The following is an 18,954-nucleotide window of genomic DNA, read 5'->3' on the forward strand; positions in this document are numbered from 1 at the left end:
CGGGGCCGGGGCGACCGCCCCGACCCCGGCCGGCGTCCGGGCCCACGGCGGGGAGACCGCGGGCCCGGCGTTGCTCACCGCAGCCGGTACGCCTGGACGATCCGCTCGGTCACCGTGTTGCCGGCGGTGTCCCGGGCGGTGGCCCGCAGGGACACGTGACCGGGGCCGGCCGGGTGCCGCAGCAGCGCGACCCAGCCCTTCCCGGGCACCCGCAGCACGGCGGCCTTGCGCCAGGTCTTCCCGCCGTCGTACGAGGCGTCGACGGTCAGCTTCTCCACCCCGGCGGCCGGCGCCCCGGGCTGCCGCTGCACCTGCACCGGCACGGCGAAGAGGCGGCCGGCCGGCGCGCTGTTGTCGACCCGCAGCGGCGGGGCGAAGCGCACCGCCATCAGCGGCAGCCGGGCCGGGGTGTCACCGGCGACGTGACCGGACCGGAAGGTCCACGTCGACTCCACCTCGGTGCTCAGGTCGGTGAAGCTCCGGGTGGCCGACACCGTCAACTTGTAGTCGGCCGCCGCCGGCGGCACGGTGAACTCGCCGTAGCCGGCGTACTCGCTCTCGCCGACCAGCTTCCCGTTGCGCCACAGGGCGGTCCGGGCGGTGTCGGTGACCGACCCGCCGGGGTGCCCGGCGGCATCACTGTGCACCGGCAGGCCGACGAAAATGAGGTCACCGGTACGGCTGACGCTCTCCTCCGGCCAGCGCGGGGCCGGGAACGACGGCCCGTACGGGGCCTGGTTCCAGGTCTCGTGGACCGTCCGCCCCGCCCGGTACGCGGTCGGCACGGAGAACAGCGCCGCCTTCGGGTCCAGCCAGCCCTCCTCGTCGACCACCCCGAAGTCGATCTCGGACTCCCAGCGCACGCCCCTGGTGTTGTAGTGCTCCACCCGCTCACCGGGCACCTCGGTCGGCAGGATGACCGCCGAGGCCCCGGTGTTGTACTCCAGCTCCGGGATGACGATCCGCTCGGCGACCATCCCCGGGTACCCGCCCCGGAACCGGTGCACCACGGTGGCCAGATCACCGGCCCGGTAGTGCCGGACGAAGCCGGTCGGCATCCGGCCCGGGAGCGCCTCGCTCAGCGCGTACAGGTAGGGGCTGCTGGCGGCCTCCCGGTCGGCCCACTGGCTGCTGATCGTCGAGACGAACCGGTCCGCGGAGACCGGGCTGCCGAGCTGGGCGGTGGTCAGGCCGGCGAAGCTGTCGGCCCAGAGTCCGAAGCTGTAGATGCTGCCCTCGTCGGCGAAGAAGACCGCGCTGACGTCGATCAGCAGCGGCGTCGCGTCCCGCTTCGGGACCGTGGTCAGGACCGGCTTGCCCCGCCGAGCGTCCACGGTGACCGAGAGGTCCCGGTCGACGGTCAGCTCGGGCTGGGCCAGCATGGTGAGCCCGCCGGCTTCGCCCTCGGGGGCGGGCTCGAAGATGAGCGTGCTCAGGCCGTAGCGCCCCTTGGGCAGCCGCACCTGGGCCACCCCGTCGGGGTCGTAGGCGTCCCGGATGTCGAAGCGGTCCAGGCTGGCCAGGCTGGTGTAGTAGTCCGCCGTCTTCGCGCCGGACCGGTCCAGGTGGGTCAGCGTCAGGGTGTAGCTCTCCACCTCCCGGTTGACCGCCACCGGGGTCAACGCGACGGTGGCGCCGGAGCGGGCGACGACCCGGCCGGTCCAGTAGCCGTCGGCGGCACCCAGCCGGGTGTCGGCGGTGACGGTGGTCTCCGCCCGACCGCCCGCGGGCACGGTCAGCCGGGTCGCACCGAGGCGGAACATCCCGGCCGGCGCCGGCTGGCCGCCCGGACCGGTGATCTCGGTGCTCAGGTCGAGCGTGACGGCGGTCGGGCCGGCGTTGCGCCAGGCCACCGTGCGGGTGATCGGCGCGTCGTCGCCGTGCGGCCAGAGCGCGCGACCGAAGGAGACGCTCACCGGGTCACTGGTCACCTGCTGGCCGATCGCGCGGGTCAGGTCGACCCGGCCGGCCCCCTGCTCGTACGCGGTCTGCGCCGGGTGCGGCTTCGCGGCGGCCATCAGGGTCGCCTTGAACTGGCCGGCCTTCCAGTCCGGGTGCTGCTGAGCCAGCAGCGCCACCGAGCCGGCCACGTGCGGGGTGGCCATCGAGGTGCCGGAGAGCGCGACGTACTTCTCCCCCACCGGGCCGCCGATGCTGCCGGTGGCGGACCGGGCGGCGACGATGTCGACGCCGGGCGCGGTGATGTCGGGCTTCACCGCGTCGTCGCCGACCCGGGGGCCCCGGCTGGAGAACTCGGCGAGCTGGTCGTCGCGGTCCACCGCGCCGACGGCGAGCGCCGCGTCGGCGCTGGCCGGGGAGCCGACGGAGGCGTCCGACCCGGCGTTGCCGGCGGCGGTGACGAAGAGGGTGCCGGTCTGCGCGGTCAGCGTCTGCACCGCCTCCTCCAGCGGGTCGACCTCGGGGAAGTCCCAGCCGCTGAGGCTCATGTTGACCACGGTGGCCCGCTTGTCGACGGCGGCCCACTGCATCCCGGCCAGGATGGCCGAGTCGGTGCACCCGATGTCCTCGCAGACCTTGCCGTTGAGCAGCGTGGCGTCCGGGGCGACGCCCTTGTACCGGCCGCCGGAGGCGGCACCGCTGCCCGCGATGGTGGAGGCGACGTGGGTGCCGTGGCCGACCGTGTCCCGGTCGTCGGTGACCTCGGTGAAGTTGCGCGACTCGGCCACCTTGCCGGCCAGGTCGGGGTGGGTCGTGTCGACGCCGGTGTCCAGCACCGCGACGCTGACGCCCTTGCCGGTGAAGCCGGCCGACCACGCGGTGGGCGCCCCGATCTGCGGGACGCTGTGGTCCAGGGTGACCCGGCGGCGGCCGTCGAGCCAGATCCGCTCGACGCCCCCCGCCGCGCCGAGCCGGGTGCCGGTGGAGCCGGTGGTGACCGCCGCCCACACCTGACCGGCGGTGGACTTGCCGGCGGTGAGGGCGGCGCCGCGGATCGCCGGCAGGTCCCGGGTCACCCGGGCACCGGGCAGCGCGGCCACGCCGCGTCGGGCCTCCCCCGAGGCGTACGACACCAGCAGCGGCAGGTCGTCGCGGCGGGCGTCGTCGTAGCCGGCGGAGATCAGTTCGGTGACGTCGAAGAGTCGACGGTCGACCCGGCCGGCGCGGATCAGCGCCAGCGCGTCCTGGGGCACCACGGTGAGGTGCCCGCGCTCCCGGCGTACCAGGAATCGCAGGTCACCCCGGCCGGCGGCGGGCCGGACGGCGGCGTCGCCGGAGCCGGTGACGGTGACCCGGTCCCCGGTGACCAGGGTGACGGTGGTCGACCCGCCGGTCGGCGTGGACGGTGTCCCGGCCGGCCGGGACGCGCCGGCGGGGCCCGCCGGTGCGGTCGGTACGGCGGCCGAGGCGGTGGCCGGGGCGCCGAGCGCCAGGCCGAGCACCAGCCCGAGCGCGACGGACTTCCTTCTGGTTCGGTGCAACGGATCCTCCTCGTGAAGCGTCTTCATAGACGGGAGTCACATTGACAGCGACCAGAATTACATACCGGGTATGCACAAGGAAAGTCCGGAATATGACGGTCCCCGCCCCTGGCGGGGGCCCGGCCAGCGATGATCGCCCGGTGACGTCCATGCGGGAACGAATGCTGGCCGGCGAGCCCTACATCGCCAACGAGCCCGAGATCATCGCCGACCTCGACCGCGCCGCCCAGCTGATGGAGCGCGTCAACACCACCGCCGCCACCGACCCGCAGGGGCGCCTGGCCGCGCTGCGCGAGCTGCTCGGCTCGCTCGGCGAGGACACCTCGATCCGTCCGCCCTTCTACTGCGACTACGGCTGGCAGATCCACATCGGTCCGCGCTGCTTCGTGAACTTCAACGCACTCTTCCTCGACGTCGCCCGGATCACCATCGGCGCCGACGTCCAGATCGGACCCAACGTGCAGCTGCTCACCCCCACCCACCCGATCGAGCCGGGTCCGCGCCGGGAGAAGTGGGAGGCGGCGAAGCCGATCACCATCGGCGACAACGCCTGGCTCGGCGGCGGGGCCGTCGTGCTCGCCGGGGTGACCGTCGGCGCGAACACCGTGGTCGGCGCCGGCGCCGTCGTGACCAAGGATCTGCCACCGAACGTGGTCGCCGTCGGCAATCCCGCCCGCCCGGTACGCACCCTCGAACAACCCGGTTGACCTGCTGAAACAACGGATATACGGGTGGCCGGAACCGGGCACCAGGGTGCACTCTGGGTAGTGAGCGCGACACCAGGGGGCACGGATGGGCGATCGGGTGCTCGAACTACGGGTGCACGGGGTGTCCAACACCCCGCCCGACCAGCTCCTCGGGCTGCGCCCCGAACCCGCCGGGGCCGGCCCGCAACCCGCCCTGGTGGCCGGCGGTAAGGTCACCGGCTTCTACCGGTCCACCTCCGCCGGCCCGGACGACCCGATCACCGTCGAGGCGTACAGCTGGGGGCAGCTCACCTCCGGCGCGCGGACCGCGCGCGACGTCGAGCGGGCCCTGTGGACGGTGCTGCTCCCGTTCACCCTGGCCAACGTGGCCCTGCACGCCCGCCCCGACATCCCGCCGGACCCGGACACCGAACGCTGGGCCGGCCGCTCCGGCATCGCCGCCTGGCTGATCCGCCTCTTCTGCCTGAGCCTCACCGCCACCCTGGCGATCACGCTGACCGGCGTCGGGGTGGACCTGATCGCCTGGCAGTGCGTCGACCAGGACTGCCTGGGGCGGGTGCCCGGCCCGTGGGAGTTCCTCGGCCGCGGCTGGTGGCGGGCCGACGCCCACGCGCTCACCGTCGGCCTGCTGCTGCCGCTGGCCGTGCTGGTCGTGCTCGGCATGGTCGCCTGGCGCACCTACCAGTACGAGGCCGAGATGCCCGCCGAGCCGCGTCCCGCCCGCCGCCCGACCGACGCCGGACCGGAGGTCGCCCCGCCCGCCGACCCGCCGCCGCCGGCGAACCCGTTGCAGGACCCGACCTTCTGGTGCGGCGAGGGGCAGCTGCGTCGGGCCGCCGTGCTGCACCTGTGCACCGGGGCGGCGGTCGCCGCGTCGGTGCCGATCGCGGCGGTGCTCGTGATGGACCCGCCCCGGGGCGCCCGGGCGGTGGTCGCCTGGCCCACCGTCGCCGCCCTCGCCGCGGTGGTCGGGACGGCGGTCGTCGCGATCGGCCGGCCCTACCTGACCCGACGCCGCGGGGACACCCCGCTGGGCCGGTGGAGCACCGCCGTTGGGGCGCTCCTCGGCCTGGGACTGGCCGGAACCTTCGTGCTCCTGGTCCTGCCCGACGGGCCCGCCGGCCGGCCGCTGGCGCAGCTCCGGCCGCCGGTCGGCTGCACCGCGGCCCCCGACACGCCGGGCTGCCTGGTTGATCGGTCGCTGCCCGGGTACGACACGGCCGTCGCCTGGCTGGCCACGTACCAGGTGCTGCTGCTGATCGCCATCGGCGCGGTCAGCCGGTCGGGACGGCGCGCGCTGCTCGCCCCGGTGCTCGGCGCCGCGCTGCTGCCGCTCGGGGTGGGCTGGATCGAGGGCGCGCTGCCCGGGGTGCCTGCCGCTCCGCGGGGACTGAGCATCTGGATGCTCGCCGTACCGGCGATCGCGGTCGCCGCGACCGGCCTGCTGCTGCCCCGGACCCGCGGTGACGCCGACCAGCAGCCCCCCGGCCCGCACACCGACCTGGCCTGGGGTGGTCGAGGTCCGGCCCTGATCGCCGGCGCGGGCTGGACGATGGCGATCGCCTACGGCGCCGGGCTGCTGCACTGGGTCGCCGAACGGCTCAACGACGACGCCGGGCCCGAACGGGTGATGCCGCCGCTGGCGGTGTTCTGGGCCGGGCTGGCCTTCGCCGTGGCGGTGGCCGCCCTCGTCGGCACCGGCATCCGCGCCGGCCTGCTCTTCCGGCGGCTGCGCCGTCAGGAGTACGCCGAACTGACCGGGCCCGGTACCGACCACTCCCCCCACGACCGGCGGCGCTGCCGCGACGTCAGCCGCTACCGGGCCCTGCACCGGCTGGTCGGCGAACACGCCGTCCGGCTGGTCGGCTGCTACGCCACCGTGGCGGTGGTGCTGGCCGCCCTCTGCTGCGCGGCGGCGCTGTCCCGCAGCCGTCCCGTCCCGGGGTCCGCCGTCGGCTGGCAGGCGGTGATCCACACCGTCGCGGACGTCGGCGACATGATGCTGGGCTGGCTGCCGGTGGTGGTCGCCGGGGTGGGGCTGCTGGTCTACCGCAACGACACCGTCCGCCGCTCGGTCGGCGTCGTCTGGGACGTCGGCACCTTCTGGCCCCGCGCCGCGCACCCGCTGGCCCCGCCGAGCTACGCGGAGCGGGCGGTGCCCGAACTCCAGACCCGGGTCGCCGGGATCCTCGCGCTGGCCGAGCACGACCCGCGCCGGATGGACGGGGTGATCCTCTCCGGGCACAGCCAGGGGACCGTCATCTGCGCCTCGATGCTGCTCCAACTGCCGGCACGCTGGCGAAGGCGAATCTGGTTCTTCTCCTACGGCTGCCAGCTCACCCGGCTCTACGGCCGGGTCTTCCCGGCGTACTTCGGGCCGGACCGGCTCCGGGTGCTCGCCGGCGCCCTCACCTGGCCCGACGGGTGCGTCGCTTGGACCAACTTCTGGCGCCCCACCGACCCGCTCGGCTGGCAGGTCACCGCCGGGGAGCGGGAGGTGCCGGTCGTCGACCCGGAGGCGCTGCACCCCAGCGGCGGGGAGGTCGCCGACCCGCCCATCCGCAACCACAGCGGATATCCGGAGGCGGTGGAGTTCCAGCGGGAACGAGCCATGGTCGCCCGGCTGCTGCGGCGCGGCGTCCCGTCACCCCGGCGGGGGGTCGGTTAGCCGGACCACCAGGTCGGCGTAGTTCGCGGTGGCACGGACCAGGGCGGCGTTGGTCTCGTCGCTGCCGTACGCCCAGGCCGCCGCCTGCTCCGGCGTCCGCCCGTACGCCTGGTGCCGGGCGATGAGCCGACGCAGCCGCGACTCCGCGTCCAGGTCGACGAACCACGCCTCGTGCAGCAGCGGCCGCACCTCGTCCCACGGCGGGTCGGTGAACAGCAGATAGTTGCCCTCGGTCACCACCAGCCGGACCGAGGGCAGCACCTCGATCGCCCCGGCCACCGGCTCCTCCAGGTCCCGGCGGAACAGCGGCGCGTAGACCGCGGTCGGCTCCAGCCGTCGCAGTCGGCGCAGCAGCGAGATGTACCCGTTGGCGTCGAAGGTGTCCACCGCGCCCTTGCGCGCGGCGCGGCCCAGCCGCGCCAACTCGGCCTGAGCCAGGTGGAAGCCGTCCATCGGCACCAGCCGGGCGCTCGGGCCGACCGCCGCGACGATCCGCTCGGCGAGCGTGGACTTGCCCGCCCCGGGCGCCCCGGCGATGCCGAGCAACTGTCGGGGCCCCGCCTCGGCCAGGGCACGGGCACGGGCGATCAGGTCGTCGAGCGGGAGCGGGATGGCCTCGGGCATCAGGGCAGGACCGGGTCGCTGACGGTGAACCGGGCCCGCACCACGGCGTGCACGGTCTGCGGCTGCGGGTCGAGTTCCAGCTCCGGCGGCGCACCCTTCTCCATCCGGCGGGAGAACGCCGCGCCGGCCATCGGGGCGAACCCCTCCTCCGCGTCGGCCAGCTCCAGCAGGGCGGTGACCCGGGCGCCCAACGCCTCGGCGTACTCCCGGGCCCGGTGCAGCGCGTCGGTGATGGCGGCGTGCCGGGCCTCCCGGTGGGCGGGGCTGTCCGGCCGCAGCGACCACCAGGGGCCGGCCACCTCGACCTGCTCCTGGTCGGCCAGGCGGAGCATCAGTTCGGCGAGGACGGCGAAGTCGGTGACGGTGACGCTGGTGGTGACGCTGCCGTGGTAGCCGACCACGCGTTCGCCGGAGCGGTTGGTCTCGGGACGTACCCGCAGGTCGCCGGCCTCCCGGCGGTCGAGCGCGGCGGCGTGCTCGTCGAGCAGCACCCGCACGGCGGCGGCCCGCTCGGCGAGCCGGGTCAGGGTGACCTCCCGGTCCCGCTCGCGGGCCGTCGCGGTCACCTGGAAGCCGGCCAGCTCGGGCGCGACCTCCCGGTACGCCTCACCGCGCACCGCCACGACCGGTCCGTCCGTCACGCCCTCACCCTAGCGGCGGGCCCGCTGGGCCGCCCGGTTCCACGGCCAACCGGCGGGCCACGTACTCGACCTGGTCGCCGGTCGTCCGGCACCCGTCGAGGCACCCGCCGGCCGCGCCCAGCTCGAGCAGGAAGCGCAGCTCCGCGTCCCCGCTGCCGGCCAGCGGGAAGGCCCGCCGCAGCTCGACCGTCGCGCGGCCGGCCAGCGCGGCCCGGGCGTCGCGACCCTCGCCGTGCCGGGCGGTGAGCGCGGCCCGGTCGTCGTCGCGCAGCGCGGCCGCTAGTTCGTCCAGGAAGGCGGTGACCGAGGTCAGCGCGGCCAGCACCTCCGCCCGGTTGGCGAGCAGCATGTTCGCCGTCCGCTCCGGTGGCGTGCCGGCGACCCGGGTGCCGTCGCGGAAGCTGCCGGCGGCGAGGCCGAGGACGGCGTCGCGCAGCGGGGAGCGCTCGGCCGCGCCGGCGAGGGCGCCGGCGAGCAGGTGCGGCACGTGCGAGGCGAGCGCGACGACCGCGTCGTGCCGGTCGGCCGCCATCGGCACCACCCGGGCGGCGAACACCTCCATCACCAGCACGGTGAGCCGGCGGAAGGCGGCCAGGCCGGGGCCGGGCGCGGGGCAGAGCACCCAGGCGGCGTCGTCGAAGAGCCCCGGCAGCGCAGCGGTCAGACCGGCCCGGTCGGTGCCCGCCATCGGGTGGCCGGGAACGAAGCGGTGGGCCAGCCCCTGCGCGGCGGCGAACGCGGCCAGCTCCGCCTTGGTGCTCCCGACGTCGGTGAGCAGGCAGTCCTCGCCGGTCGCCGCGGCCACCTCGACCAGGGTCCGCGGCAGGGTGGGCAGCGGCCCGCAGAGGAAGACCACGTCCCGGTCGGCCACCGCGTCGACCAGACGCTCCGGTGCCGGTACGCCGACCCGCCGGGCCTGCCGCCGGGTCGCCTCGTCCGGGTCCCAGCCGGCCACGTCCAGCCCGGCGGCGTGCAGCCGGAGCAGCACCGAACCGCCGATCAAACCGGTGCCGACCACCGCCGCCCGGACCACCCCGCCGGCCCCGCCCATCGGCGGTCAGACCTGTGCGAGCCGGGCGGCGACCGCCGCGACGTGCGCGTCGGACTCGGTCAACGCGGCCCGGACGTGCTGACCCCCGCCGGGGCCGTAGAAGACGCCGGCGGCGACCAGGATGCCCCGGCGGGCCAGCCAGTCCACCGTGGCCCAGCAGTCCTCGCCCCGGGTCATCCACAGGTAGAGGCCGGCCTCGGAGTGCTCCACGGTGAAGCCCGCCGCGGTGAACGCGGCGAGCAGCGTCTCCCGCCGGGCCCGGTAGCGCTCCCGCTGCTCGTCGGCGTGCGCCTGGTCGGAGAGCGCGGCCACCATGGCGGCCTGCACCGGCGCGGGCACGATCATGCCGGCGTGCTTGCGGATCTTGAGCAGCTCGGCCACCAGCGCCGGGTCGCCGGCGACGAAACCGGCCCGGTAGCCGGCCAGGTTGGAGCGCTTGGAGAGCGAGTGCACCGCCAGCACCGACTCGTACGACCCGCCGCAGACCTCGGGCGAGAGCACCGAGACCGGCTCGGCGTCGGCCGTCCAGCCCAGCGGCAGGTAGCACTCGTCGCTGGCCACCACGGCGCCCCGCTCGCGGGCCCAGTCGACCACCTTGCGCAGGTGGGCGGCGGGCAGCACCCGACCGGTCGGGTTGCCGGGCGAGTTGACCCAGACCAGGCGTACCCGGGAGGTCGGACCGACCGCGGTCAGCGAGTCGGCGCGGACGGTGGTGGCGCCGGCGAGCCGGGCCCCGTCCTCGTACGTCGGGTAGGCGATCGACGGCACCACGACCACGTCACCGGGGCCGATCCCGAGCAGGGTGGGCAGCCAGGCGACCAGTTCCTTGGAGCCGATCGTCGGCAGCACGCCGAGCCCGTCGATCCCGGCCCCGCAGGCCCGGGCCACCCAGCCGGCGATGGCGTCCCGCAGCGCCGAGGTGCCCGCGGTCAGCGGGTACCCCGGGGCGTCGGACGCGTCCGCCAGCGCCTGCCGGATCACCGGGGGCACCGGGTCGACCGGCGTGCCCATCGAGAGGTTGATCAGACCGTCCGGGTGCGCCGCGGCCACGGTGGCCGCGGCGTCCAGCGTGTCCCAGGTGAACTCGGGCAGCCGCGACGAGACCGGCGCGGGCCGGTTCAGTGGCCCTCTCCGCGCGGCGGTTGGGCGGCGACGAACGTCGCGTCCTTCTCCACCTTGCCGATCTTCGACGCGCCACCCGGCGAGCCGAGATCCTCGAAGAACTCGTAGTTGGCCCCGGTGTAGTCCTTCCACTGCTCCGGGACGTCGTCCTCGTAGAAGATGGCTTCGACCGGGCAGACCGGCTCACAGGCACCACAGTCGACGCACTCGTCGGGGTGGATGTAGAGCATCCGATTGCCCTCGTAAATGCAGTCGACCGGGCACTCCTCGATGCATGCCTTGTCGAGCACATCCACGCACGGCTCGGCGATGATGTAGGTCACCGGTCTTCTCCTCCGCAAGACGCGCCGCGATCACCCGCGACGGTAAGAGCCTAGTATCTCGCCGGGGAGGAGGTCGATCGTGCTCCGACAGCAGGACGTGGGCCACCGGATCGTGGTGCGCCGCATTGTGGGGATTCGCGAGGGCCGCCCCCTCTTCTCGGACGCACTCGGCGAGCTGGTGGAGCTGACCGAGACCCATCTCACTCTCGCCACCACGCAGGGCCGGCTGCGCGTGCCGGTGACCGAGGTGCACCGGGCCAAGCGGGTGCCGCCGACCCGCCGGCCGACCGCCTCCGCCGTGATGGAGCTGGAGCTGGCCTCCGACGAGGCCTGGCCCGCCGCCGTCCGGGACCGGCTGGGCGACTGGCTGCTGCGGTCCGCCGCCGGCTGGTCCGGCCGGGCCAACTCCGCGCTGCCGGTGGGCGACCCGGACCGGCCGCTGCCGGCCGCGCTGGACGCGGTGGAACGCTGGTACGCCGACCAGGGGCAGCCGGCCATGGTGAACACCCCGCTCCCGCTGGCCGCGCCGGTCGGCGCGGAGCTGGACGCCCGGGGCTGGGGCAGCCTGCCACCGGTGCTGGTGCAGACCGTCGCCCTCGCCGCGGTGCCGCCGGCCGCGCCGGCCCCGGCCGGCTCGCCGCCGATCGAGCTGGCCGCCAGGCCGTCGGACGACTGGCTCGCGCTCGCCGCCGGCCGCAAGGGCGGCCTCCCGGACGCCGCCCGGCACGTGCTCACCGCCGTGCCCCGGGTCCGCTTCGCCCACGTGTACGCCGACGGCACGCTGGTCGCGATCGGCCGGGGCACCGTCACCGGGCGGGGGCGCTGGCTCGGGCTCAGCCTGATCGAGGTGGTGCCCGAGGCCCGGCGGCGCGGGCTGGCCGGCCGGGTGGTCCGGGCCCTGGTCGACTGGGGCGTGGCGGAGGGGGCGACGCACGCTTTCCTCCAGGTGGAGCAGCGCAACACCGCCGCGGTGACGCTCTACCGGAGACTCGGCTTCACCACCCACCACACCTACCTCACCCGGGTCGCCCCGGACTGAGCAGAGGGAAGGTCCACCGGCGGCGCCCGGCCCGTGGCTGGCCCAGGAACAAACAGCCGCACGACCGACAGGCCACCGCGCCCACCTGACCGACCCCGCCGGCTGCTCGCGGATGATCGACTCCGTGTCGCCGATGTGGCGGCATCGGGGCGGCCGCGATACCGCCGTTCCGCCGACACGGAGTCGATCAGACGTCGGCCGCGACCGGACCCGCCCGGCCGGGATACATCACCCGGTTCAGCGACGGACGACGCGGCGCGGCTTGGCCGACTTGATCTCGGCGTACCGCTTGAGCTGCTGCGAGCGGTGGTCGAGGCCGAGCGCGGTGAGCACCAGGTAGCCGACCGCCACGCCGGCCCCGGCGGCCAGCAGGTAGAGCCAGATCTGGGCGAAGAACAGCCCGGCGCCCCCGCCGAACGGGTTGTTGCCGACCAGCAGCGGCCCGACCAGCACGGTCAGCAGCAGCGCCACCACCACCGCCGCGCCGACGTCGGCGCCCCAGGCGCCCACCGGACGGGTACGACCCTGCACGAAGACGACCCCGGCGAGGATCAGCCCGATCACCACGAACATGCCCAGCGAGACCCGGTCGGCGGCGGTGTCGTTCCCGTCGAAGCCGAGCTCGATGATCACCCGAGCCGCCACGTTGACCGCGAACAGCGCCCCCGCGAGCACGCCGACCGCGCGCCACCGATTCCCCATCGCACGCCTCCCGCCGTACCGCCCACCCCACCGGCGAGCCTTCTGGCAGGAATGTCTACCACCACAGGCTGTGCGGCGTCATCACCCGTCGTGACGTCGTTGCGGCGGGCCGAGGATCTGCCGGAACGCCATCACCGCGAAGGTCATCGCCCCGGCGGTGATCATGCCCAGCCCCACCCAGTTGTCGCCGGCGACCAGCAGGTCGCCCTCGGTGGTGCGGACCGCCGCGACGGCCATCAGCACGAACCACGGCAACGCCGGCAGCGCCACCGCCCACTTGCGGCCGACCGTGGCGTACGCGAACCAGCTCACCGCGACCGCCGCGCCGATGGTGACCAGCACCGACACCCCGATCAGGTGACCGCCCACCCGGACGGTGGACAGCAGCAGCCCGAGCAGCGCCACCAGCACCCCGCCGACCACCGAGACCAGCCCGCCGGCGACCCGCAGGGCGACGTCGAGCAGCCGCGCGGACCGGCCCGGGGGCGGCGGCGTGACCTGCTCCTCGACCACCGTCATCGGCGCGGCGGGCAGGGTCACCGGAGCCCGGCCACCGCGACCGGGGAGCGATCGGTGCCGTCCGCGGCCAGCCCGGCGAAGAGGTCGTCCTCCCAGCCGTACGGGCCCTTGCCGGGGCCCTTCTCGCCCACCGCGAGGGTGAAGTACTCCACGCCCATGAACTCGGCGCCGAAGTTGCCGGCGATCGAGTACAGCCACGAGGTGGCCGGGATCTGGGTGGCGTGCGCCCGCATCGCCGCCTCCTTGGCGGCATGCTGGTCGGTGGCGTCGATCCGCGCGGCGATCTGCGGATCGGGCGTGCCGAAGGGCAGCTCGTCTGCGCTGTCGATACCGTCGAACGGGTTGTCGGACGCCTCGGTGAAGGCGGTCAGGCCGGCCTCCAGCACGCTGCGCGGCATGGCCGTCCAGTAGACCTTGGCCGGGGCGAAGCCCTCGGCGGCGGCCAGCTCGTGCGCCCGCATCGCCACCCGGTGGGCCTGGATGTGGTCGGGGTGGCCGTAGAAGCCGTTCGGGTCGTACGTGATCATGACCTGCGGGCGGACCTCGCGCATGATCTCCACCAGGTGCCCGGCGGCCTCGTCGAGGTCGGCCTGCCAGAAGGCCCGGGGGTGCTCGTTGGTGGCGAGCCCCATCATGCCGGAGTCGCGGTAGCGGCCGGCGCCGCCGAGGAAGCGGTGGTCGGTGACGCCGAGCGCGGCACAGGCGGCCGCCAGCTCGCCGATCCGGTAGCCGCCGAGCTGGTCGGCCTCGGCGGCGGCGAGCTGCACCAACTCCGGCACGTGGATCTCGCCCTCCTCGCCGAGAGTGCAGGTCACCAGCGTGACGTGGGCGCCGCTGGCGGCGTACCAGGCCATCGTCGACCCGGTGCCGATGGACTCGTCGTCGGGGTGCGCGTGAACCAGCAGAAGGCGTCGATCGGGCAGCGTCGTCACGTCCGTCACTCTAACCGGCGGTCCTCCTCCACCGACCCTGACGCGTCCGCCCAGGTCGGCCACATCACGTCGCGAGCCGCCCTACGATCTGGAGCTGTGGACTTTCCCGAGCTGGCCGCCCGTACCCGTCGGTTCAGCCACGGGGCGCCGCGCGCCGTTTCCGTGGCCGACGACGGCTCCCGGGTGGTCTTCCTCCGCTCGGGCGGTCCCGAGGACCCGGCCGAGCAACTCTGGTCGCTGGAGGTCGCCAGCGGCGAGGAGCGGCTGATCGCCGACCCGGCCGCGCTGCTCGGCGCCGACACCGAACCGGGCGCGCTCGCCCCCGGCGAGCGGGCGCTGCGCGAACGGCTGCGGCTCAGCAGCGCCGGCATCGGCTCGTACGCCCTCGACGCCGCCGGCCGGGTGGCGGTCTTCGCGCTGGCCGGGCGGCTGTTCCGGGCCGACCTGGTGCACGGCGACGTGGTCGAGGTGGAGACCGTCGGACCGGTGATCGACCCGCGGCCGGACCCGACCGGCGAGCGGCTGGCGTACGTCACCGACGCCGCCGAGGGGGTCCGCCGGGGCCAGCTGCGGGTGGTCGAGTCCGACGGCACCGACACCCTGCTGGCCGGCGAGGACTCCGGCGTGACCTGGGGGCTGGCCGAGCACGTCGCGGCCGAGGAGTTCGACCGGTTCCGCGGCTACTGGTGGGCGCCGGACGGCCGGTCGGTGCTGGCCGCCCGGGTGGACGAGTCCCGGCTGCCGCGCTGGCACCTGCACGACCCGGCCGACCCGGCGAGCCCGCCGACCACGGTCGCGTACCCCCGGGCGGGCGGGCCGAACGCCGAGGTCAGCCTGCACCTGCTCGACCTCGACGACGGCTGGGTCGACGTGCACTGGGACCGCGAGACCTACCCGTACCTGGCCTCGGTGGGCTGGGCCGACGGCGGGCCGCTGATCACGGTGCTGCGCCGCTCGCAGCAGCACGGCCTGGTGCTGGCCGTGGACCCGCGCACCGGGGAGACGCAGGTGCACGCCGAGCTGGCCGACCCGCGCTGGGTGGAGCCGATCCCGGGCACCCCGGCGCACCTGCCGGACGGCCGGGTCCTGGTCGGCGGGGAGCTGGCCCACGACGGGTACGACGCCCGCTGCCTCTTCGCCGACGGCACCCTGCTCACCCCACCCTCGCTCTACGTACGCCGGGTGGTGGGGCGACTGCCCACCGGCGGCGGCCCGGCGGACCTGCTGGTCGAGGCGAGCGAGGGCGAGCCGAGCCAGCGCCACCTGTACCGGGTCCGCACGGTGATCGGCGGCGGCGTGGACGCCCGCCGGATGAGCGGCACCCCCGGCTGGCACACCGCCGCGGTCGGCGGGGACGTGCTGGTGGTGGGCACCGCCTCGCTGGACGACGCGGGGACGAGCTGGTCGGTCTGGCGCGGCGACCGGGAGGTGGCCCAGTTGCGCTCGCTGGCCGCCACCCCGCCGTACGCCCCCCGCCCGATGCTGGTCCGGGTGACCGACCGGCGGCTGCCGTCCGGCGTGCTCTACCCGAGCGACCACGTCAAGGGCACCCGGCTGCCGGTGCTGCTGGACGTCTACGGCGGTCCGGGACACCAGGAGGTGGTGGCCGCCCGGGCGGTCTGGCTGGAACGGCAGTGGTGGGCCGACTCCGGCTTCGCGGTGGTGACCGTCGACAACCGGGGCACCCCGGGGGTGGCGCCCTCGTTCGAGAAGGCGGTGCACCGCCGGCTGGCCGACGTGATCCTGACCGACCAGGTGGACGCGCTGACCGCGCTGGCCGGCAAGCACCCGGACCTGGACCTGGACCGGGTGGCGATCCGGGGCTGGTCGTTCGGCGGCTGGCTGGCCGGGCTGGCCGTGCTGCGGCACCCGGAGCTGTTCCGCTGCGGCATCGCCGGCGCCCCGGTCACCGACTGGCACCTGTACGACACCGCCTACACGGAGCGCTACCTGGGCCTGCCGGACGACGGGATCGACGTTTACGGCCACCACTCGCTGGTGGAGCTGGCCGCCGAGCCGCTGGTCGGGTCGGAGCAGGCTCGCCCGCTGCTGCTGGTGCACGGCCTGGCCGACGACAACGTGGTGGCCGCGCACACGCTGCGGCTGTCGGCGGCGCTGCTGGCCACCGGGCGCCCGCACGCGGTGCTGCCGCTGACCGGGGCCAGCCACATGGCCGCCGACGGGCTGTCCGAGCGGCTGCTCCGGCTGGAGCTGGACTTCCTGCGTACGCACCTCTGAGACGCGGAAGGCCCCGGCCGACATCGTTGTCGACCGGGGCCCGTCCCTACCGCGAGTTACTGCTTGACGTGCGCGTTGACGAAGGACGGGTAGCCGAAGACGCTGGAGATGAAGACCCCGCCGGCCTTGGAGCCGTGCACGACGTAGGCCACGTCGACGTAGAGCGGCACCACCGGGGCGTGCTCCTTCATGATCCGCTCATCGAGCTTGCCCCACTCCGGGCCCTGGTCGGCCGGGGACATGGCCAGGATCCGGTCGAACTCGGCGTTGATGGCCGGGTCGTTGAAGTAGGACTGGTTGCTGTTGCCCTCGGCCTTGATCGACCGGCCGTCGTAGAGCACCGGCAGGATGGACGCGCCGCTCGGCCAGTCCGCCGCCCAGTTGCCGATGTACAGGTCCCAGGGGTTGTTCTTCTTCTTGATCTCGTCGAGCTTGGCGTCGTCCGGGATGTTCCGGATCGTGATCTTGAAGCCGGCCTTCTCCAGGTTGCTCTTGATCTGGGTGGCCATCTCCTGCTCCTCCGAGTCGTCGGAGGCGCCGAGGACGAGCTGCGGGGTCTGGCCGCCGAGCAGTTCCTTGGCCTTGTCGATGTCGCCGCTGGCGCCCGCCGGGTACGCGTCGTACGCCTTGTAGCCGATCGTCGCCGGCGGCATCAGCGTGGTCAGCGGGGCCGCCACGGTGGAGCCACCGATGGTCTTGATCAGGCCGTCGCGGTCGATGGCGTAGTTGAGCGCCTGCCGGACCTTGAGGTCGGTGACCCGCTGGGTGTTGATGACCAGCTGGTTGGCGCTCGGCGTCGGGGAGAGGATGGTCCGCGACTTCAGGTTGGCGTCACCGGCGACCTTGGCCACCAGCGAGGCGGGCACGAAGTTCCAGGCGAGCGCGCTCTGGTCCGCGCCGTTGTCGGCGATCACCCGGTTGTTCGCGGCGTCGGCGGTCGGGCCGAACGTCCAGACGAACTGGTCCGGGTACTGGTGCCGCACCGGGTCGGTCTTCGGGTCCCAGTTCGGGTTGCGGTCCAGGGTCAGCTGCACGCCGACCTGGTGCTTGGCGACCTTGTACGGCCCCGACGAGAACGGCTTCTGGTCGAGGTTGACGCCGGTGTCCATCTCGGGCTTGAGCGGCGCGGTGGTCGGCAGCGAGACGGCGAACGGCAGGTCGCAGCGGGGCTTGGCGAACTCGAAGCGCAGCGTCTTCGCGTCCGGCGTGGTCAGGCCCGGGGGCAGCCCGGTCTTGTTCTTCTTGAAGTCCCACTTGGTGTCGAACTGCGGGCTGTCGGCCAGCCACTCCTGGATGTAGGTCGGGCCGCCGGGCAGGTCCGGGTCGAAGGAGCGGGCGATGCCGTACGCGATCTCCTTGGAGGTGATCGCGCTGCCGTCCTCGAACTTCACCCCGTCCTTGATCTTGAATTCCCAGACCTTGCAGTCGTTGTTGACGTTGGTGCCGGGCGTCTCGGCCAGGTCACCGACGAGCACCAGGCCGCCCTTGCCGTCGTCCTTCCAGGTGGTCAGGTAGCGGGCGAAGAGCGGGTTGGCCATCAGGCCGGCGAACGAGTACGTCCGCTGCGGGTCCAGGTGGGAGATCGGCGTCTCCCGGATGATGCTGAACGTGCCGCCCTTCTGGGCCCCCTCGACCTCGGCCGCCGGCCCCTGGGAGTCCTTCGGGTCGGTCGCGATCACCCCGGTCTGCTTCCGGTTGTTGTCCACCACCGGGCCGTCGTCCGTGTTCTTCGTGCACGCGCCCAACGCCACAACCAGTGCGATAGCGCCGGATGCGGCTGCCGCCACCCGTGGTCGCATGTCGTACCTCCTCCACCGTGTGCTCTGCGGGCGCCGGGCGGGGACCCGCCGACGTCCCGAGGATCGTAAAGAAGAAAACCTTCGAGTTGTGTAACAGTTGTCGCTAAATTTCAACGACGCGTACATCGGGTGTCCGCTCCCGATCCGCGACGGCGTCAGCCCAGCCGCACCCGCGGGTCGATCGCGGCGTAGAGCAGGTCCACCACCAGGTTGGCGACCACCACGAAGAAGGCCGCGATCAGTACGGTGGCCATGATGGTGGGCAGGTCACCGCCCTTGACCGCGTCCACGGCGGTACGCCCCAGCCCGGTCAGGCCGAAGGTCAGCTCGGTGATCACCGTGCCGCCCAGCGCCCCGCCGACGTCCAGCCCGGCGATGGTGACCACCGGGGTGATCGCCGCGCGCAGCGCGTGCCGCCCGTACACCTGGGGTTTGGCCAGGCCCTTGGCCCGCGCGGTCCGGACGAAGTCCTCCGACAGCGTCTCCAGCATCTGCGCCCGGGACAGCCGGGCGTAGATGGCGGAGAAGAGGAAGGCCAGCGCGACCCAGGCGAGCACCAGCCCGCTCGCCCATTTCAGCGGATTGTCGAGGATCGACGTGTAGCCGGGCACCGGCAGCAGCCGCGTGGTGTAGACGAAGACCAGCAGCAGCACCGCGCCGACGAAGTAGAGCTGCAACGAGGCGCCGGTCAGCGAGAAACCGATCGCGGCCCGGTCCACCCAGGTGCCCCGACGCAGCGCGGAGATCATGCCGAGACCCACCCCGAGCAGCAACCAGAGGATCGCCGCCGGGATCACGATGCTCAGCGTCACCGGCAGCACCCGGGCGATGGTGTCCGAGACCGCCTCGTTGGCCACGTACGACCAGCCCAGGCAGGGGGCGTCACACCGACCGCCCTGGGCGCTGCCCAGGTCCCGGCCGGTGAAGATGCCCTTCATGTAGCCGGCGTACTGGGTGACGAGCGGGTCGCGCAGCCCCAGCTCCTGGCGTACCCGCTCCAGCCGCTCCGGGTTGCAGTTCTTCGGGCACATGCCGTTGACCGGGTCGCGGGGCAGCGCGAAGAACATCAGGAAGGTCAGCACGCTCACCACGAAGAGGGTGAGGGCGGCGGAGAAGATCCGCTTGATCAGGAAACGGGCCATGTCGGCA

15 protein-coding genes are annotated in these 18,954 nt (G+C 74.1%); 4 read left to right on the forward strand and 11 right to left on the reverse strand.

Going from position 1 to position 18,954, the window contains the following annotated elements:
* Window positions 1–74: 74 nt before the first annotated feature.
* Window positions 75–3,467: a S8 family serine peptidase gene (locus tag ACTWM8_RS26060; protein ID WP_446211284.1), complete on the reverse strand. Its 3,393-nt coding sequence runs from the start codon at window positions 3,465–3,467 to the stop codon at window positions 75–77.
* Window positions 3,468–3,580: 113 nt separating this feature from the next.
* Here ACTWM8_RS26060 and ACTWM8_RS26065 point away from each other — a divergent pair, with 113 nt between their 5' ends.
* Window positions 3,581–4,147 (forward strand): sugar O-acetyltransferase, encoded by a 567-nt coding sequence (locus ACTWM8_RS26065; RefSeq protein ID WP_446211285.1) that lies wholly within the window; start codon window positions 3,581–3,583, stop codon window positions 4,145–4,147.
* 85 nt (window positions 4,148–4,232) lie between these two features.
* Complete coding sequence (locus tag ACTWM8_RS26070) at window positions 4,233–6,815, forward strand: hypothetical protein (protein ID WP_446211286.1); 2,583 nt, start codon at window positions 4,233–4,235, stop codon at window positions 6,813–6,815.
* On the opposite strand, the gene ACTWM8_RS26075 is transcribed toward ACTWM8_RS26070, so the two are convergent.
* Genes ACTWM8_RS26075 through fdxA form a run of 5 tightly spaced genes read right to left on the reverse strand, consistent with a single transcriptional unit; the run spans window position 6,792 to window position 10,576 of the window.
* Window positions 6,792–7,439, reverse strand: coding sequence for a nucleoside/nucleotide kinase family protein (locus ACTWM8_RS26075; RefSeq protein WP_446211287.1), 648 nt, complete (start codon window positions 7,437–7,439; stop codon window positions 6,792–6,794). The two genes, ACTWM8_RS26070 and ACTWM8_RS26075, sit on opposite strands and share 24 nt — an antisense overlap.
* The gene (locus ACTWM8_RS26080; protein WP_446211288.1) at window positions 7,439–8,080 is read right to left on the reverse strand and encodes an SIMPL domain-containing protein; all 642 of its coding nucleotides are present in this window, start codon (window positions 8,078–8,080) and stop codon (window positions 7,439–7,441) included. Before ACTWM8_RS26080 ends, ACTWM8_RS26075 begins: the two co-directional genes overlap by 1 nt.
* 4 nt (window positions 8,081–8,084) lie before the next feature.
* Window positions 8,085–9,131 (reverse strand): prephenate dehydrogenase, encoded by a 1,047-nt coding sequence (locus ACTWM8_RS26085; RefSeq protein WP_446211289.1) that lies wholly within the window; start codon window positions 9,129–9,131, stop codon window positions 8,085–8,087.
* Between the two features lie 6 nt (window positions 9,132–9,137).
* Entirely contained in the window at window positions 9,138–10,253 is a 1,116-nt protein-coding gene (gene dapC, locus ACTWM8_RS26090) for a succinyldiaminopimelate transaminase (RefSeq protein WP_446214684.1), read from the reverse strand.
* Entirely contained in the window at window positions 10,250–10,576 is a 327-nt protein-coding gene (gene fdxA, locus ACTWM8_RS26095) for a ferredoxin (protein WP_007464872.1), read from the reverse strand. The genes dapC and fdxA overlap by 4 nt, the downstream gene beginning before the upstream one ends.
* A gap of 79 nt (window positions 10,577–10,655) precedes the next feature.
* Between fdxA and ACTWM8_RS26100 the strand changes: the two genes are divergently transcribed.
* A complete protein-coding gene (locus ACTWM8_RS26100) occupies window positions 10,656–11,615 on the forward strand; it encodes a GNAT family N-acetyltransferase (protein WP_446211290.1) in 960 nt (319 codons plus the stop codon).
* 237 nt (window positions 11,616–11,852) lie between these two features.
* Here the strand turns inward: ACTWM8_RS26100 and ACTWM8_RS26105 are convergent, their stop codons facing one another.
* The 3 genes from ACTWM8_RS26105 to mshB all read right to left on the reverse strand — a co-directional run bounded on the left by ACTWM8_RS26105 (window position 11,853) and on the right by mshB (window position 13,777).
* Window positions 11,853–12,317 carry a hypothetical protein gene (locus ACTWM8_RS26105; protein WP_446211291.1) on the reverse strand — a complete coding sequence of 155 codons (465 nt, stop codon included), beginning with the start codon at window positions 12,315–12,317 and terminating at the stop codon, window positions 11,853–11,855.
* 81 nt (window positions 12,318–12,398) lie between these two features.
* A complete protein-coding gene (locus ACTWM8_RS26110) occupies window positions 12,399–12,836 on the reverse strand; it encodes a hypothetical protein (protein WP_446214685.1) in 438 nt (145 codons plus the stop codon).
* Between the two features lie 17 nt (window positions 12,837–12,853).
* Entirely contained in the window at window positions 12,854–13,777 is a 924-nt protein-coding gene (gene mshB, locus ACTWM8_RS26115; protein WP_446211292.1) for an N-acetyl-1-D-myo-inositol-2-amino-2-deoxy-alpha-D-glucopyranoside deacetylase, read from the reverse strand.
* 87 nt (window positions 13,778–13,864) lie between these two features.
* On the opposite strand from mshB, the gene ACTWM8_RS26120 reads away from it, so the two are divergent.
* Window positions 13,865–16,006 carry a prolyl oligopeptidase family serine peptidase gene (locus ACTWM8_RS26120; RefSeq protein WP_446211293.1) on the forward strand — a complete coding sequence of 714 codons (2,142 nt, stop codon included), beginning with the start codon at window positions 13,865–13,867 and terminating at the stop codon, window positions 16,004–16,006.
* A gap of 56 nt (window positions 16,007–16,062) precedes the next feature.
* On the opposite strand, the gene ACTWM8_RS26125 is transcribed toward ACTWM8_RS26120, so the two are convergent.
* Window positions 16,063–17,805 carry an ABC transporter substrate-binding protein gene (locus ACTWM8_RS26125; RefSeq protein WP_446211294.1) on the reverse strand — a complete coding sequence of 581 codons (1,743 nt, stop codon included), beginning with the start codon at window positions 17,803–17,805 and terminating at the stop codon, window positions 16,063–16,065.
* A gap of 155 nt (window positions 17,806–17,960) precedes the next feature.
* On the reverse strand, window positions 17,961–18,947 hold the full coding sequence (locus ACTWM8_RS26130; protein ID WP_446211295.1) for an ABC transporter permease: 987 nt from the start codon (window positions 18,945–18,947) through the stop codon (window positions 17,961–17,963).
* Between the last annotated feature and the right edge of the window lie 7 nt (window positions 18,948–18,954).

The sequence above is a fragment of the Micromonospora sp. IBSANI012 genome, from assembly GCF_052814045.1.

Excerpts from the sequence above, each read along its gene's own strand:
- ACTWM8_RS26060 (WP_446211284.1), bottom strand. The coding sequence starts at position 3,467 with ATGAAGACGCTTCACGAGGAGGATCCGTTGCACCGAACCAGAAGGAAG.
- ACTWM8_RS26070 (WP_446211286.1), top strand. The coding sequence starts at position 4,233 with ATGGGCGATCGGGTGCTCGAACTACGGGTGCACGGGGTGTCCAACACC.
- ACTWM8_RS26075 (WP_446211287.1), bottom strand. The coding sequence starts at position 7,439 with ATGCCCGAGGCCATCCCGCTCCCGCTCGACGACCTGATCGCCCGTGCC.
- ACTWM8_RS26085 (WP_446211289.1), bottom strand. The coding sequence starts at position 9,131 with ATGGGCGGGGCCGGCGGGGTGGTCCGGGCGGCGGTGGTCGGCACCGGT.
- ACTWM8_RS26105 (WP_446211291.1), bottom strand. The coding sequence starts at position 12,317 with ATGGGGAATCGGTGGCGCGCGGTCGGCGTGCTCGCGGGGGCGCTGTTC.
- ACTWM8_RS26110 (WP_446214685.1), bottom strand. The coding sequence starts at position 12,836 with ATGACGGTGGTCGAGGAGCAGGTCACGCCGCCGCCCCCGGGCCGGTCC.
- ACTWM8_RS26125 (WP_446211294.1), bottom strand. The coding sequence starts at position 17,805 with ATGCGACCACGGGTGGCGGCAGCCGCATCCGGCGCTATCGCACTGGTT.
- ACTWM8_RS26130 (WP_446211295.1), bottom strand. The coding sequence starts at position 18,947 with ATGGCCCGTTTCCTGATCAAGCGGATCTTCTCCGCCGCCCTCACCCTC.